This is a genomic window from Desulfoconvexum algidum, assembly GCF_055382125.1.
On record NZ_AP042394.1, the window covers coordinates 607,571 to 623,598 of the forward strand.

12 protein-coding genes are annotated in these 16,028 nt (G+C 46.4%); 1 reads left to right on the forward strand and 11 read right to left on the reverse strand.

Translation table 11 applies throughout. The annotated features are described in order from the left end of the window. Positions 1 to 19: 19 nt before the first annotated feature. From ACZ45G_RS02670 to ACZ45G_RS02695, 6 genes are all read right to left on the reverse strand, one after another. A complete protein-coding gene (locus tag ACZ45G_RS02670) occupies positions 20 to 1,114 on the reverse strand; it encodes a branched-chain amino acid ABC transporter permease (RefSeq protein WP_464175114.1) in 1,095 nt (364 codons plus the stop codon). A 3-nt stretch (positions 1,115 to 1,117) separates the two neighbouring features. Continuing rightward, positions 1,118 to 2,011, reverse strand: a complete 894-nt coding sequence (locus ACZ45G_RS02675; RefSeq protein WP_464175115.1) for a branched-chain amino acid ABC transporter permease — start codon at positions 2,009 to 2,011, stop codon at positions 1,118 to 1,120. Positions 2,012 to 2,020: 9 nt separating this feature from the next. Further along, positions 2,021 to 3,946: an AMP-binding protein gene (locus tag ACZ45G_RS02680; RefSeq protein WP_464175116.1), complete on the reverse strand. Its 1,926-nt coding sequence runs from the start codon at positions 3,944 to 3,946 to the stop codon at positions 2,021 to 2,023. A 4-nt stretch (positions 3,947 to 3,950) separates the two neighbouring features. Beyond that, positions 3,951 to 4,712, reverse strand: coding sequence for an ABC transporter ATP-binding protein (locus tag ACZ45G_RS02685; protein WP_464175117.1), 762 nt, complete (start codon positions 4,710 to 4,712; stop codon positions 3,951 to 3,953). 154 nt (positions 4,713 to 4,866) lie between these two features. Beyond that, a complete protein-coding gene (locus ACZ45G_RS02690) occupies positions 4,867 to 6,360 on the reverse strand; it encodes an AMP-binding protein (protein WP_464175118.1) in 1,494 nt (497 codons plus the stop codon). Between the two features lie 201 nt (positions 6,361 to 6,561). Continuing rightward, positions 6,562 to 8,889: a sensor histidine kinase gene (locus ACZ45G_RS02695; protein WP_464175119.1), complete on the reverse strand. Its 2,328-nt coding sequence runs from the start codon at positions 8,887 to 8,889 to the stop codon at positions 6,562 to 6,564. A 164-nt stretch (positions 8,890 to 9,053) separates the two neighbouring features. On the opposite strand from ACZ45G_RS02695, the gene ACZ45G_RS02700 reads away from it, so the two are divergent. Then, entirely contained in the window at positions 9,054 to 9,794 is a 741-nt protein-coding gene (locus ACZ45G_RS02700; protein WP_464175120.1) for a sensor histidine kinase, read from the forward strand. Positions 9,795 to 9,863: 69 nt separating this feature from the next. Here the strand turns inward: ACZ45G_RS02700 and ACZ45G_RS02705 are convergent, their stop codons facing one another. From ACZ45G_RS02705 to ACZ45G_RS02725, 5 genes are all read right to left on the reverse strand, one after another. Then, the gene (locus ACZ45G_RS02705) at positions 9,864 to 10,352 is read right to left on the reverse strand and encodes a response regulator (protein WP_464175121.1); all 489 of its coding nucleotides are present in this window, start codon (positions 10,350 to 10,352) and stop codon (positions 9,864 to 9,866) included. Between the two features lie 61 nt (positions 10,353 to 10,413). Further along, positions 10,414 to 11,637 carry an aminotransferase class I/II-fold pyridoxal phosphate-dependent enzyme gene (locus ACZ45G_RS02710; protein WP_464175122.1) on the reverse strand — a complete coding sequence of 408 codons (1,224 nt, stop codon included), beginning with the start codon at positions 11,635 to 11,637 and terminating at the stop codon, positions 10,414 to 10,416. Positions 11,638 to 11,682: 45 nt separating this feature from the next. Continuing rightward, positions 11,683 to 12,717, reverse strand: coding sequence for an L-threonine 3-dehydrogenase (gene tdh / locus ACZ45G_RS02715; RefSeq protein ID WP_464175123.1), 1,035 nt, complete (start codon positions 12,715 to 12,717; stop codon positions 11,683 to 11,685). 94 nt (positions 12,718 to 12,811) lie between these two features. After that, positions 12,812 to 14,266: a HAMP domain-containing sensor histidine kinase gene (locus ACZ45G_RS02720; RefSeq protein WP_464175124.1), complete on the reverse strand. Its 1,455-nt coding sequence runs from the start codon at positions 14,264 to 14,266 to the stop codon at positions 12,812 to 12,814. A gap of 36 nt (positions 14,267 to 14,302) precedes the next feature. Beyond that, the gene (locus ACZ45G_RS02725; RefSeq protein ID WP_464175125.1) at positions 14,303 to 15,877 is read right to left on the reverse strand and encodes a cation:proton antiporter domain-containing protein; all 1,575 of its coding nucleotides are present in this window, start codon (positions 15,875 to 15,877) and stop codon (positions 14,303 to 14,305) included. Positions 15,878 to 16,028: the final 151 nt, after the last annotated feature.

Here is a 16,028-nt window from a genome sequence, read left to right on the forward strand (position 1 = left end):
ATTAAAGGCCTGATGCACCTTAATACCGGAATGGCCATAATTTGGTATATGATTTTATGATCCGCCACCAGTTTGCTATCCCCCGGGGCTCAAACATTAAAAACAGGACAATCACCAGACCAAATGTAAAGGGTTTCAGTGCTGTCGCAAGATTCATGCTGGATGGCAGGTATTGTGCTGCGGTTTCAGCAAGGGTTTCCACCTGCAGGTCCAAAAATTTTATGGCAACTGGTCCCCAGAAAGACCCGTTCAAGGTTCCCAATCCGCCGACAATGGCCATGGCAAGATAGCCGACAGATTCGTGGAGGGTAAAGGATTCAAACCCGACCCCCCGGTAAACATAGGCATGCAGGGCACCTGCTACTCCTGCAAAAAAACCGGCCAGGGCAAAGGCATATACCTTTGTCAGCCCCGGGTTCATTCCCATGGCATCTGCAGCCCTATCATTGTCCCTGACAGCCATAAGGCATCTGCCGTATCGGGTTTTTAAAAGATTTCTGATCCCAAATCCCAGGAGAATGACAATGGTCAGGATAATGAAATACCAGAACAGGTAATGATCCTTTCTTCCTACTTTACCGGTAAACCAGAAAACCCTGCCAACATAAATGGTCTGTCCCTGGTTGAAAAAGGTCATGAATTGGATCGTCCATTCAAAAATCATCTGAAAGGACAGGGTGGCTATGGCGAGATAAAGATGTTTCAATCTCAATGCGGGCAGGCCGACAATTGCGCCAAAAACTGCGCCCACAAGACCACTTACAACAATCAATACAGGCCAGAAATGGGTAATGATAATATGAGATTCACCAATTGTACGGCAAAAAGATGCGATGGTATACGCACCAATTCCCACAAAAGCCGCATGGCCTATGGATATCAGTCCGGCAAATCCTGTCACAAGGTTCAGACCCATGACGGCAACAATGGCGATGAGAACATTGTCAACCACCAGCATATATTTATTGCTCAGCTCGAACATCAGGGGCCATCCAAACAGGAGGACCAGGAAAAAGGTGAAAAATGTTCTGTCCAGGCTTGTTAGAAATGTCCGTTGTTCCTGTTTATAGGTTGTAAAAAAATTTCCCGTTGCTAACCATGAATTTGCTGACATAGATTACACCCGCTCAATTTCATGGATTCCAAATAATCCATGTGGTTTAAAAAAAAGAACAACGACCAGGATGATATAGGGCATGACTTCACCTGTGCCGCTTAACCCCCAATTGCCGTCCAGGTATCCGCTGGAAAACTGCTGGATTAATCCAATGATGATGCCTGCCACAACAGCCCCAAGGATGGAATCAAGCCCCCCCAAAATGATGACAGGGAATACGATAATTCCAAAGGCATGGAGGGTGTCAAAATTCAACCCTGTAATATTACCAATAATACACCCTGCTGCTGCCGCAGTTAAACCTGCCAGCGCCCAGGCAAGACCAAAAACTTTTGGTACTGAGATACCCACCGACATGGAACCGAACTGATCATCGGACACGGCTCTCATTGATATGCCAATGGTTGATTTTTTGAAAAACCAGGAGAGTCCGCCAATGAGGATGAAGGTGATGATAATTCCCACAAGCTGTGTCCAGGAGATGGAAACACCGCCAAGGGCCAGGGGGGCCTGGGGAAGAAAATTAGGAAATGAAAAATTTTCACTTCCAAAGGGCGTCAGATATATCAACCCATCCAGAATTGATCCCAATCCGATGGTGACCATAATGACGGATATGATGGGTTCTCCGATCAGACGTCGCAAAAATATTTTCTCAACACTCATGGCCAGAAAGAAGGTGATGATCATGCTGGCGATAAAAGAAAAGAAAATCGGCACCCCCAGTGAAACCGTAAGATAGTAGGTGATAAACGCCCCGGCAGCGATAATCTGTCCATGGGCAAAGTTTGCCACACGGCTTGATTTATACACCAGTACCAACCCCAATGCGGCTAGTGCATAAATGGAGCCCACCACAATGCCGCTGATTACAATTTGAAAAAAATAACTCATCAGATTTCTTTAGACTCCTTTCACCGTGTAAAAAGCAATGCTTGTTTTGACAATATTCGACTGTCCATCCTGATACTGGAAGGAGGCTTCAACTTCTTTAGTATCAATGGTTTCATCGTAGAGTGCATCATACAGGTTCTGGTATCTTTCCTGTACAAATTTACGGCGAATTTTGCCGGTTTTGGTCAATTCCCCGTCATCCATATCCAATAGTTTATAGAGCAGGGCAAACCGTTTGATTTTAAAATGTTCTTTTTCAGCCCGGGAGTTAACATCCAGAACCTGTTCCATCATAAGTTTGGCCACTTCCGGTTTGCCGGCAAGATCCATATAGGTTGTAAAGGAAATCCCCTTATCCTCTGCCCATTTTCCCACAACAACTGGGTCGACGTTGATCAGACAGGCCACAAAATCTTCCTTGTTCCCATAGATAACCGCCTCTTTTATATAGGGAGAAAATTTGAGGGCATTTTCCAGGAACATGGGAGAGAACATCTCATCCTTTTTATTGTGCATCACATCTGACAGACGGTCAATGACCACCAGGTGTCCATGCTCATCAATAAACCCGGCATCCCCGGAATGAAGCCATCCGCCTTCCAGGGCTTCTGCGCTTTTTTCAGGCATATCAAAATACCCGGGGGAAACAGAGGCCGATTTTGACAGGATTTCCCCGTCATCGGCTATTTTGCATTCAGTACCGGGTAGGGGTTTGCCAACGGTTTCCGGACGGACATCCCCGTCCCTGTGCATGTAGGCGATTCCTGTGATTTCGGTCTGGCCGTAAATCTGTTTTAGATTTACACCGATGGCCTGGTAAAAGGTAAAGAGTTCAGGGCCTAGAGCCGCACCACCTGTATAGGCCCGTCTAAGTCGCATGAGGCCGATTTGGTTGATCAGGGGCCTGATGACCATCTGGGTGCCCAGCCAGGATTTCAGCCTTAATCCCAGGGACATGGATTTCCCTGTCATCTTGAAACTTGCCGCTTTCAGACCCACCTTGATAAAATAATTGTATAGCAGCTTGTTCAACCAATAGGACTGGTCAATTTTCAGCCAAATTTCGCTTCGTATGGTTTCATAAATCCTGGGGGCCCCAAACATGAAGTGGGGGCCGATTTCTTTGAGGTCAGACATGGCAGTTTCAACGGATTCAGGAAAGTTGATGGTAATTCCCGTGGCCATGGCAATACCAAACGAGTTCATCTGTTCGCCGATCCAGGCAAAGGGCAGAAATGAGACATATTCATCCGTGGGTTCCAGGGGGTCGACTTGGGTGATTTGAACCCCCATGTTTATATAATTTTTATGGGTCATGATGGTACCCTTGGGAAGTCCCGTGGTTCCAGAGGTCAGGCAGAGATGGCAGGGATCATCAGGTTTCCCTTGATCCACAAGGGTTTCAAAAAGATCTGGAGAGACGGCATGTTCTTTCTCCCCCAGTTTGTAGAGATCCTGGATATCTATGAACCAGTCATCGGACATATACTCTCTCATTCCCCTTGGATCTTCAAAAATAATTTTTTTAACATTGGGGATAAGATCTCTGACATCAAGCACCTTGTCCACCTGTTCCTGGTTATCGCAAAAGACGACAGAGACTTTCAGGTATTGAAGAATCTGGGCAATTTCAGCGGGCATGCTGGTTTGGTAAATACCTGCTGAAATGGCACCGATGGAGTGGGCACCAATGGCTGTAAACAAGAGTTCCGGGATATTATCAGAGATGATGGCAATGGTATCCCCGCGGGTAAGCCCGATGTGCTGCAGGCCCAGGGCTGTTTTTCGTACATGATCATAATAGTCTTCCCAGGTATAGGTATTCCAGATTCCAAAATCTTTTTCTCGTAAAGCTGGCCGTTTGGGAGAGGTCCCCACCCGCCAGCGCAGCAATTGGGGAATGGAGTATTCAAGTAAGTGATCATTATTGCTCATAGATTTAGTCCTCTCCAATATAGGCTTCAATAACGGTAGGATTCTGGGCGACTTCTTCCGGGGTTCCGGACCCTATCACCTCGCCGAAATCAAGAACATAGATTCTGTCTGAAATATCCATGACAACCCCGAGGTCGTGCTCCACCAGGACCACGGTAATCCCCCGCTCTTTTTGGATATCCATGACAAATCGGACAATGTCCTCTTTCTCTTCCTGGTTCATTCCGGCCATGGGTTCATCTAAGAGCAATATATCCGGTGCAAGGGTTAAGGCACGGGCTACTTCTACTTTTTTTTGAACCCCGTAACTTAAGTTGCCCACAAGACTTTTTCGATAGGGTTCCAGTTCCATAAAATCAATAATGCCTTCCACAAAGGCTCGGTTTTCAGCTTCCACCCTGGAGGCTTTTCCATAAAACCAGACCGCCTGGAGAAAACTGTATTTCAAATTTTGATGCCGGGCCAGGAGCAGGTTGTCCAGGACTGAAAGACCTGAAAAAAGTTCAAGATTTTGAAATGCTCTGGAAATCCCCATGGTGGACACCTGGTGGGGAGAGGCATGGGTGAGTTTTTTCTCCTTGTAGAAAATATCCCCCTTTGTGGGGTGATAAAAACCTGAGATACAATTGAGCATGCTTGTTTTGCCGGCGCCATTGGGGCCGATGATGGAGGTGATAAGACCCGGCTCAATTTTCATGTCCACGTTGGACAAGGCTTTGAGTCCGCCAAAGGAGAGAGTTACATCTGAGATATTTAAATGTGCCATATAAAGTCCAAATTCTTTATGTCAGATTAACGAAAACGTTCGCAGTCTAAACTGCGAGACAAAAAGGGTGTACAAAACGATAAAAATGATTGAACCAGATGCCACCTCCCATCATCAATGATTTAAACCTAGTGAATACGATTGCCGGAACAGTTTAAGAAAAGTCTGTCTTTATTTTTATCCGGTCAATGGACCCGTCTTTTGTTTTTGGCAATTGGTCAATGAATTCAATATATCTTGGTTTTTTGTAGCCGGCAATCAAAGACCCGGTAAAGGCAATCAGATCTTTTTTTGTCAGTTTTTTTCCGGGGTGAAGGGCAATAACCGCTTTGATACCTTCTCCAAATTTTGGGTCGGGCACTCCGAATACACAGACGTTTTCCACTGCTTCATGCTGGAGAATGGCCTTTTCCACTTCTGCGGGAAAGACATTTTCCCCCCCTGGTTTGATGAGCTCTCGTTCCGCTTTCCTACCCTTGAAGAATAAAAAACCGTCGGAATCAATCATCCCGAGATCTCCGGTATGGTGCCAGCCTTCCCTGAAGGTGAGTTCGTTCAGGTCAGGGGCATTCCAATACCCTTGGAAAACCAGTGGGCCTTTGAGGACGATTTCACCCATAGTATTCAAGGGCAAAAAAGTATCAAGGCTATCAACAATTTGAATGAAGGCAAGCAGGGAAATTTTACCTGCCGACCCAGGTTGCCTAAAGTATTCAGAAAAGGAAATCAGTCCCGAGGTCTCGGTCTGGCCGTACATGGTCCAGAATGTGGAGCCGGTTTTGGCCTCCCATTTTTTTACCGTATCGGGCATCTCAAGTCCTGCCACAATTTCAAGGCTGGACAGGTCAAAAGTTTCCGTTTCAATGAGGTCTAAGAGGGTGGTTAATATAGGTGGGAAGGAACCTAAAAGTGTTACTTTTTGTTCCTGGATAAGATCAAGGGTGTGCTGGGGATTAAAGCGTTCTATTATAACATTTTTTCCCCCGGCCATGAGGGCTGCCAAACCAAAATTCACCCCCATTATATGGAACAACGGCAGGATGTTTAGATAGGTCTTGGTCTTGTTCAGGCCAAAGGTATGGATCAGTTGCAGGTTGGACAAGATTATATTTTCCTGGCTCAGTACAGCTCCCCTTGGTTTTCCCTGGACTGCTGCCGTGTGGATGATCACAAAGGGATCATGGGGACGGAATTCAACAGCCCGGGTAAGGGGGGGGGACTGATACAGGGGAGACACATCTTTGTCAATGGTAAAACAATGATCCAGACAAGAATGCGTTGATGCCAAAGCTTGGGCCTGGTCGGCCATTTCAGCGTCGCTGAAAATTACACAAGGAGTGGTGTCTTCAATTATATGGGCGACTTCCTCGGGGCTTAACCGGCGGTTGATGAGGACCAGGCAAAGATTCAAGGCTGCCGCAGCCCCGAAAAGATGGAAAAAAAAAGGATGGTTGGTGCTGAGGATGGCGATCCTTGATCCGGGTTCAAGATTGAAATCAAAGAGTCCCTTTGCCAGCTGGCGGGTTTGCAAAAAAAGCGCTGAATAGGAGATATCTTCATTGTTCCAGTGGATGGCGCAATGGTCAGGGCTTAGCAGTGCATTTTTTTCATAGATGTCAAAAAAGCTTAAAGAGTACAGACTGTTCATGAACCATTACTCCTTGGGATAAGGACATATTAAAAGGTTTATGGTACAGGTGATCTTTGGTTTCTATCTTTTTGTCTTGGTTATCAAAATAAATCAGAACGAGCGCTCAGTCTCAGTCTCAGCATCTCTTCTGTAATAAGTCAATTTGTTCAGGTTTGTCAAAGACTTTTTTGTATTCCCTTTGTATTTTCATTGTTTTTGTTATGGTTCATTTGGAAAGAATACTGAAAACAGGGTGTGACCTGAGGTCAGGCAATCTTCCTGGCAGGTGCAAAATTGGCATTTCAAAATATCTCCCGGGCAGGCTTCCGCCTTGTTTTCAACCAGATAACAACACCGCTTGGAGTTTATTTTTATGGTAAACCCCAGGCGGTCTGAAAAAAGTTTCATTCGCAGAAGATCGGCCCCTTTCCCGCCGGCATTGAAATCAAAGGGGGTTTTGGTGGAATAGAGCAGGGTTTCCTGGGTGGTGAAAAACCCTTCGAAAATCCGTTTTTGATCATCTGTTTCAATGCCCACACCAAAATCATGAACCCTGAAAAGGATTCCTTTGTCCCGGGGGTGGGCAGAGATATTAATGCGGCCCTGGTCCGGTGTGTTTTCAATGGCATTTTTAACGAGACCTTCCATGACCTTGTTTAATACGTCCGGTGGCATCAGGAGAGGGGGAAGCGCCTCCTGGATGTCAATGTTTATCTGGATTCTCCGGAAATGAAACAGGGGGCTTATCGCTTGGTAAAGTTCCTGGAATGCCCTTGAAAAATCAATGGTTTTGTGGTGCTGTGACCTGTGGCCGAATTCCTTGTCAATGAGGTTCCGGACGGATTCGCTGAGATGGTTAGGATCAAAATTATTACCCTGGAGGGCATTTTCAACCAGGGTTTCCAGTTCATCCTGGCAGGCTTCCAGCATTTTGAGCAATAAAACCCTTGCCGCATATGTTTTGTCTTCCATGATATCCGCTGTTTCATTCTGGATATCCACAATCCGGCTCAGGTTTCGCTCAATCCGGTTCAAGGTGGCATCCACTTTGACATTGGGCAGGTTGCTCAGTTTTTTCCTCAGGATCTGCAGGGAGCCGGTAAGGATGGCCACCGGTGTTTTCAGTTCATGGGACAGGTGGTTAATGGCTTTGCCTTTTGCCCGGTTCAGGGATGCCACGTCCCGGTAAGACTCTTTTAGAGCATCGGAAAACCGTGCATTTTCAATGGAGATGGCCGCAGTCCCACCAATCATGGTCATCAGCTCCATATCATTGTCATCAAAGTGGTTGATCTTTTTATTAATGGCGCAGAGAACCCCGATGATACGACCATCACTTCGAATGGGAACCCCCATGATATTTCGGGTTTGATACCCCAGCTTCTTATCTCTTTCCGGGTAGGCTTTTAATAAAAACTCGGTATCGTTTACCACTTCCGCCTGGCCTGTTTTCATGACTTTGCCGGCAAAGACCTCATCCAGGGTAAACCGAAATTCCCTGGCCCGCTCCTGGGTGTCCGAGTCATCATAGGAGGCACCAAGAAAGAACAGGTCTTCTTTTATCTCATCATAGAGTAATACAACCGCGCCTTCGGTGTTGAGAAGTTCCTTGATTTCTTGTGTAATATAATCCATCAACTCTTCCAGGTCTGTATATTCCGGCAGGGCGGCTGAAATTCTCATGATGGTCTTGTTGTTGGCAGCCACTCTTTTTTCTTCTGTTATATTTCTTAAAATAACAAAGTTTTCTGTTTTGTTCTCCTTGAACCGGGTCTGGGAGGCGGCCCAGATCACCACATCCAGAATTTTGCCGTCCTGTGTTAACCGCTTTGTTTCATACCGACCCAGCTTTTTATCCGCTTGAAATTTATTTAAAATATCATGGGTCTCGGCTTCCAGGAAGTCGGGTACAAAGGGAAGGGGCTTGCCGAAAAGTTTCTCCAGGGTCCACCCGAAGGTGGTCGTAAATGCGGGGTTTACATAGGAGACCAGGCCTCGTTCGTCGTATACGATAATGGGATAGGGGATAAATTCCAGAATATTTCGATAGATCCGATAGAGTTCATTGATTTTTCGTTCCTGGATTTTTTCTTCGGTCACATCCTGAAGGGTTTCAACGGCACCTGTAATTTCTCCCTTACTGTCTGTGAAGGGGGCTGCTGTGAAAAACAGCCATTTGCCTTCCGGTGGAAGATCAGGGAAAAAATCGGTGGCTGCAAATAATTCATTGCTGGAAATGCCCAGGTCATATTTATAGTCGTAATGCTCCAGGATCTCCCAATCTGAAGACTTGGCAATCATAAGATCGGCCATGACCGGCCGTTTGTTTGCATAAAAGGCTTTCCATTGGGAATTGGTCCCCACCATTCCTTTGGACTTAAACCCTGTGAGCTCTTCAAGGGCCTGGTTAAAATGGGTAATTTTATGGTTTTTGTCCAGGACAAAAATAGGAATCGGGGCTTTGAAAATAATCTTGCTCAGTGTCTGGTTCTCTTCTTCCAGCTCTTCGATCCTTTTTTTCAGCGCATCTGTTTCATCTCTACTCATAAAAACTCCAAAAGACTTTACAAGATTAAAGGATCCCCGTATAACAATTGATGATTTTAGCGTTCTTAAAAGGGGCCGATGCCAGCATGAAGCCTGCAACAATTGGTATCAATATATAGAATCCTTGATAACAATTGCAAGGATTTTAAGAGGTAGAGACGAATATGCCCAACACCACGATTAAAACTGAAATTTTGATTCACGATCTTAAGGTGCCTATTTCTGTTATCGATGCCGGGGCAAAATCCCTTTTGAACCGCCAAGACTCCTATGGGCCCCTCACGGAAAAGCAGATCAAGGTGCTAAAGCGGATTATCCGGAACACCCTGACCACCCAGCGACTTGTCAATGACGTTCTGGAACTTGGCAGGAGCCGGGAAGGGGTGATGATCACCTCTGATTTCAGTGTTTCCTCCCTTGTGATGTCAGTGCTGGTGGAGATCTTTGATCTATCAGATCCCCCCGTTGCCGATATTATTCGGAAGTTGGAGTCCTATGCCGGGCTTGAACAGGTGCTGAACACCGTCGGTTTCAGGCTTGGCTTTGACAGGAAAATGTGGAAAACAATTGTCCATCTGGATGCTGCCAAGGTAAAACAGGTCTTAAGAAATCTGGTGACCAATGCCTTTAAACATCGCGCCTGTGTGGTGGAAATTTCCGGCCGCATTGAAGAAAAACAGATGATTTTAAAGGTCAGGGATGATGGACGGGGGATACCGCCGGCAAACCATCAACGGATTTTTGAAACCTATTTTACCACGGGCGGTTCCATTGAATCTGCCATTGAGAGCCATGGGCTGGGGCTTGCTGGTGTTATGGTACTGCTTAAGGATATGGGGGGGGGACTCATTCTGACATCTGATGACGGAAAAGGGGCTGAATTTACCGTGACCATTCCTTTATAGGGGTCAGGCTTGCGTTATTGTGCTTTTGATCAAAAGCGCAATAACGCAAGCCTGACCCCGGTTACCCGGTTACCGTTTATCAAATTCATCCCAAAATGCCTGGTCACTTGTCCGCCATTCTTTGCCAAATAATTTATCAAATATGGGATTCAGCCTTGAAAACCAGGTGGAATTGGCATTTTCTCCTTGTTTTCTTGCCGAGAGCACATCTGCCACAAACAGGGATATATCCACCAGCTTGTCCTTGGGCACATAGGCATCTGCCCCCTGTTCGATGGAACGTTTGAGATTGTCCGGGGTCAGGGAGTGGGCCGTGAGCATGATGGAGGGGATATTCAGTCGGTGGGTGATTTTCAGGAGTGAATACCCTTTTACCCCCATGATGTCCAGGATGGCGGCATCATAGGGGTTGTTTTTAAGGAAGGAAACGGCTGATTCAAAGGTGGCAGCCGAATCTGTTTTGCAGTCATATAGCAGTTCTTCAAGGGTCTCAAGAATGTCTGGTTCATCGTCCACCAGAAGAATCCTTTTGCCCTTAAGAATGTGTTGATGGTCCACTTTTCCCTCCCTTGCAGCATGATGTATATTCCATGGTCAGGTTGGATATGATTTCTTTCTTTTATTTAAATTTCTTTAATAATTCAAGAACAGAATCAATATCTGCCCGGGTATGGGCGGCATTTATTTGGAATCGTATGGTTTCGTCTCCCTTTGGCACCACGGGAAAGGTCAGTCCCACCACCAATACCCCATGGTCATATAAATAGCGTACAAGTGTATGGGTCCGGTTGGTATCCCGGACCATGAGGGGAACCACGGGGTGGGGGCCGGGAATCGATTCCAGGCCTAAGTCGTCAAGCCCCTGCCGAAATTGTGCGGTTCTTTCTTTCAAGTGTTTTAACAAACCCAGGCCTTCCTGAGAATCGCAGATATCCAGGGCGGTTACTGCGGCAGCACAGTCGGCCACACTCAAGGGATTGGTGTAAATATAGGTATCTGCCTTTTGTCTTATGGATTCAACCAATACGTCGCTTCCCGCAATAAATCCGCCATTAACCCCAAAGGCTTTGCCAAAGGTACCCACGATAATATCCGGAACAGCGCCACAAAAATCCTGGGTGCCCCGTCCTGAATCTCCATAGGCCCCCATGCCGTGGGAATCATCCACTACCGTGATCACCCCGTCTGTGAAGCGATCATCATAGCGCCTGCAGATTTTCATTATTTGATCAATGGGGGCATGGTCCCCCCGCATGCTGAAGATTCCGTCAAAGATCACCACCACCCGCTCAATCTTTGGTCCCACCTCACTAAGACAGCGTTCCAGGTCTGCCATGTCATTGTGCTTGAAAATACCCTTGTTTTCCCTTGGAATATTGCTGATGCGCATGGCCCTTATAATGCTGTTGTGGTTCAGCTGGTCCCCGATCCAATGGGTTCGTTTGTCGGAAATGGACAAAGCAAGCCCGCAATTGGCGGTATAGGCGGAATTGAAAATTTTGGCCCCAGGTTTTCCCAAAAAGTTAGCGATTCGCTGTTCCAGACGTTTGTGAAGGATAAAGGTTCCGTCAATGAACCGGACCGCCCCCGGACCCACACCAAATTTATGGGTGGCCTCGTCAGCTGCTTCAATTAACTTTGGATGGTTTGAAAGGGACAAATAAGAATTTGAGTTGAGCCGTATGAACGCGTTGTCACTGCCTAAAAGTTTATACCGGGGACCTTTGGTCCCTGATGGCGGGATATAGCCTTGTATGACCCGTTCTTCAGATTTGGCCCTGCCTTCTTCTTTTAGGGCGATCAGTTCTTTTTCCAGACTCGTGTCAAGTTTTTTTGTGCTCATTTTAGTTGCTCCATAAAAAAAATAAAGGGTCCTAATTCAAGGGGCCTAATCCCAGTCCAAAATTACCTTCCCCGATTGCCCGGACCTCATTATATCAAATCCTTTTTGGAAATCAGTGTAGTGAAATTTGTGGGTAATTAAAGGGGAAATATCAAGTCCACTCTGGATCATGGCGCTCATCTTGTACCAGGTTTCAAACATTTCCCTGCCGTAGATACCCTTGATGGTCAGCATGTTAAACACCACCTTGTTCCAGTCGATTGCCGTGTCGTCGGGCATGATGCCCAGCATGGCAATTCTTCCGCCGTGGCACATATTATCTAAAATGGACTTCAGGGCCAAAGGGTTGCCGGACATCTCAAGGGCCACGTCAAACCCTTCTTTCATGCCAAGTTGTCGCTGGGCATCTTCAATTTTGTTTTTGCTCACATCAATGGTGAGGGTGGCACCGGCTCGTTTGGCCAATCCCAGGCGATAAGGATTGACGTCGGTGACCACCACGTGCCGGGCACCTGCATGCCTTGCAATGGCTGCTGCCATGCAGCCGATGGGGCCGGCGCCTGTGATCAGCACATCTTCTCCGAGAACATCAAAGGAAAGGGCGGTGTGGGTGGCATTGCCCAGGGGGTCAAAACAGGCCAGGACATCCAGAGGGATTGTTTCATCGCAATACCAGACATTGGTCACGGGAATGGCAAGGTATTGGGCAAAGGCCCCGGCACGGTTCACCCCGACCCCTTTGGTATCATTGCACAGGTGCCGGCGGCCGGCAAGGCAGTTTCTGCAGTGACCGCAGACCAGATGCCCTTCACCCGAAACCAGGTCCCCTGGTTTGAAATCGACCACATGGGAACCCACTTTTTCAATCCGGCCGACAAACTCATGGCCCACATGCATGGGTATAGGGATGGTCTTCTGGGACCATTTGTCCCAGTTGTAGATATGAATATCCGTGCCGCAAATGGCGGTTTTAACTATTTTGATCAACACCTCGTTGTGTTTGATCCCGGGAATCGGTACCTCTTCCAACCATAGACCTGGTTCGGGCTTTGCTTTTACCAATGCTTTCATCATTTTCATGGGGTATGGGTCCGTTTAATTGACATAAATGTTTAAGTTAAATCATGGCTATCCTTGGGGCGCTTAAAATTGATAGTATCACTTAAATTAAGATTTATACATGGGATATTTTGTTCTGGTTATCCTCTATTGGAAATACAATTTTAAATGTCGACCCCTGATCAGGAATGCTTTCAGCAAGAACCTTTCCCCCCTGTCCTTCTGTATATGCCTTGACAATCGCAAGCCCCACCCCTGATCCATTGCTTTTTATTTTTTCTATATTACTGGCCTGATAAAACCGGTTAAACACATTAGGCAATTCTTCCGGGTTGATCCCTATTCCTGAGTCTTTAATAGCAACTTGGACCCCCAGATCGCTCAGGCCTATGCTCACATTGATTTTACCCTTTTCCCGCGTGTATTTAATCGCATTGCTGATTAAATTATTGATAATTATTGACACTTTTTCCATATCCACCAGGACCCTGGGAACGGCAACGGCCGTAAGCTCTATTTGTATATTTTTTGACGCGGCAACAAGTTTTGCTTCATCCACCACAGGTGTGACGATTTTATGGATATCAGACAATGTTCTCTTGTATTGCATTGCACCGGTTTCTATCTTTGCAAGGTCAAGGTATTGCATGCTGAAATCTGTTATTTTATCGATGCTTCTTTTAATGGCTGCAAGCATTCTAAGCCTTGTCTCCGTAGCAGATCCAGAGATCATTAAAACATCATGGGCTGATTGCATTGCCTGAAGAGGGGTTTTAAGTTCATGGGAGATTTGTTGCATCATCTGCGCTTTTAATTCATTTGTCTCATTAATTTTGGTGCTCATCTCATTGACGGCGGAGGCAAGCTGCGCAATCTCATCATGGGAAGACACAAGAATCTCTTCAAAATTACCCTGTGCAATCTGTTCAGTTCCCCGGATCAGCTGGCCAATGGGTCGGGTAATGGTGCGGGCAATGATCAAGGCGGTTGTCACAGCAGTAAAGAGAGTCCCTGCGATTAAGAGCAGGGCGATTTTGCCGGAACGGGTTATTGTCGACTCAATCCGGGCCATTTCTCGTCCAATGGAGAAATGGCTTTTCCGGATAAGGAGATCAAGGGAATCAAGCATTAATCTCTTGTTTTCCAGCCGTATCTGATTTTGATTTTCATTGTGGGCAATTTGTTTATGGTTTTCTGGCTGCATACTGACAACAATGGACGCATGTGTTTTTTGCAGATTCTCTATCAATAATCGGTCTTCATCCGAGGACAGCGTCTCAAACAATAAGTTTATGTTTTTTGCGATTTCTTTGCTGGTTTCAATGAACAAGGAAAAATAGGCATCATCATTTGAAATCAGGTATTTTTCGGCATATTCGTTTTCATTTTGAACAGCGGGATGCAGTTGCCTTGCAAGTTCCTGGGTCCTGACATTTGAGGTAAGAATGTTTTTTGCGCCATTGGCGACGACATTCAACTCAAATAGAACATAGGCGTTGGAGAGGATCATTATCGCAATAATGGCAGCAAAACCTATTGCTAGTTTTGTGTATATGCTCAGTTTTATCATACCTGCCTCTTAGAAAATAATAAAATAGAAGTAACCTCAAACTTTTTTGGCAATTAATTGGCAAACATGATTTGAAAATCCCGCGCCTGCCTCGGCATAGATATCCAGGACAAGGTCAACACCCTCTCGTTTGAGGGGGTCTATTTCGTCTTCGTACTGGGCGATGGCAGCAAGTGTTCCAACACGGTGAAAGGCTGAAATCTTTTTTGCCGCGGCTAAATTAGCCCCATGGGACATGGCCAAAAGTCCCAGGTTGATTTGCTGGGGGGCTGTCATTCCGCGTTGCCAGAAATCATCATCCGATGCATCTGCATGGATGACTCGCCGGCCTTGTTTGATATGGGATGCGACACGCTCTTCATCGAAATCGATTCCAATGACCTGCCTGCCATAATGCTGTTTTAAAGTGTCGTAGGCACCGGTGCCAATTCTTCCCATCCCATAAACCGCAACAGTGGCGGTTCCGATATCAACAAGATCATCTCCTGGCAGGCGGGTTTGGGTCTCAAATCGTCTGAGAAAAGAATTCCAGCGACAATAGAGTTGGTTTGTCAGATTGATGGCAGGCGAGGCGATCATCATGGAGATTGACAGGGCAACGGCCAGGATCACCAGCCATTCGCTGCCAAACCACCCCTGGGTGACGCCCAGGGCACTGATAATCAGGCCGAATTCGCTATAATTTGTCAGGTTCATGGCAGTGCGCAATGAGGTCCGGGCCCTGAGAGAAAACCGGGTTAACAACCAGAAGAACAGGATGGCCTTGACGGGGACAAGGGCCACAAGCAAAAGGGCTGCCCAGACCATATCAAGGGTGGGCAGGTCGGCCATGCCGATGGTCAAGAAAAAACCCACAAGGAACATATCCTTGAAACCGAACATAGCCTTGGCAAGTTCGTCGGTTTTGGTGTATCCGGCCAGCAGCATTCCCAGGATCAGTGCGCCCAGGTCTGGCTTGAGCCCTACGGATTCAAATAACCCGGCACCAGCAATGGGCAAAAGACAAGATAGCAGCACCAGAAGTTCCCCATGACCGCTTTTATCCAATATTGCCATAAGGGGTTTTCTTAAAAAGAACAGGCCAACCAGTCCCAGGGCAAGGGGAGAGGGAATTTTGCCGCTGGAGATGGTGATGAAAATCACGGCGAACATGTCCTGGATGATTAGAATGCCAATGGCAAGGCTGCCGTGTTTTGAAGACATCTCTCCTTTTTCTTCGAGAATCTTTACCGCAAATACTGTACTGGAAAAACTCAGGGCAAAGGCAATGATCAGGGAAGAGGACAGCGACAGCTTGCTGAAAAATGAGAGTCCGGTCAGGCTCAACCCATGTATGAAGGCACCAAACAGCACCACAATGGTGAACATGTGTAATGATGCGGTTCCCCAGATTTGTGGGGCCAGTAATCTTTTTATCTTAACTTTTAAGCCGATGCTGAAAAGTAGCAAAATGATACCGGTCTCAGACAATTGATGCAGGGCCGGAGTGGCTTCAACGCCAAACAAATTAAGAACAAAGCCGGCCGCAAGGAACCCGATAAGCGGCGGTAGTCCAAACTGCTTGGCAACAAATCCAAAAACAAATGCTGTGGCAATTAATACTATATTCATGGGCGTTTCAAAAAAAAAAAAAAGTGTTTGTTGTAACTCTTCAATTAAAAAGCAGTTAATCTTAAATACTCTATAAGAAGACTGGGAATGTCAAGGGTATAAATTATCTCTAAAATCAGGGGTCTGTTTTTAAGGGAACTATTTACCGGAA

Excerpts from the sequence above, each read along its gene's own strand:
- ACZ45G_RS02670 (WP_464175114.1), bottom strand. The coding sequence starts at position 1,114 with ATGTCAGCAAATTCATGGTTAGCAACGGGAAATTTTTTTACAACCTAT.
- ACZ45G_RS02675 (WP_464175115.1), bottom strand. The coding sequence starts at position 2,011 with ATGAGTTATTTTTTTCAAATTGTAATCAGCGGCATTGTGGTGGGCTCC.
- ACZ45G_RS02680 (WP_464175116.1), bottom strand. The coding sequence starts at position 3,946 with ATGAGCAATAATGATCACTTACTTGAATACTCCATTCCCCAATTGCTG.
- ACZ45G_RS02685 (WP_464175117.1), bottom strand. The coding sequence starts at position 4,712 with ATGGCACATTTAAATATCTCAGATGTAACTCTCTCCTTTGGCGGACTC.
- ACZ45G_RS02690 (WP_464175118.1), bottom strand. The coding sequence starts at position 6,360 with ATGAACAGTCTGTACTCTTTAAGCTTTTTTGACATCTATGAAAAAAAT.
- ACZ45G_RS02695 (WP_464175119.1), bottom strand. The coding sequence starts at position 8,889 with ATGAGTAGAGATGAAACAGATGCGCTGAAAAAAAGGATCGAAGAGCTG.
- ACZ45G_RS02700 (WP_464175120.1), top strand. The coding sequence starts at position 9,054 with ATGCCCAACACCACGATTAAAACTGAAATTTTGATTCACGATCTTAAG.
- ACZ45G_RS02710 (WP_464175122.1), bottom strand. The coding sequence starts at position 11,637 with ATGAGCACAAAAAAACTTGACACGAGTCTGGAAAAAGAACTGATCGCC.
- tdh (WP_464175123.1), bottom strand. The coding sequence starts at position 12,717 with ATGAAAATGATGAAAGCATTGGTAAAAGCAAAGCCCGAACCAGGTCTA.
- ACZ45G_RS02720 (WP_464175124.1), bottom strand. The coding sequence starts at position 14,266 with ATGATAAAACTGAGCATATACACAAAACTAGCAATAGGTTTTGCTGCC.
- ACZ45G_RS02725 (WP_464175125.1), bottom strand. The coding sequence starts at position 15,877 with ATGAATATAGTATTAATTGCCACAGCATTTGTTTTTGGATTTGTTGCC.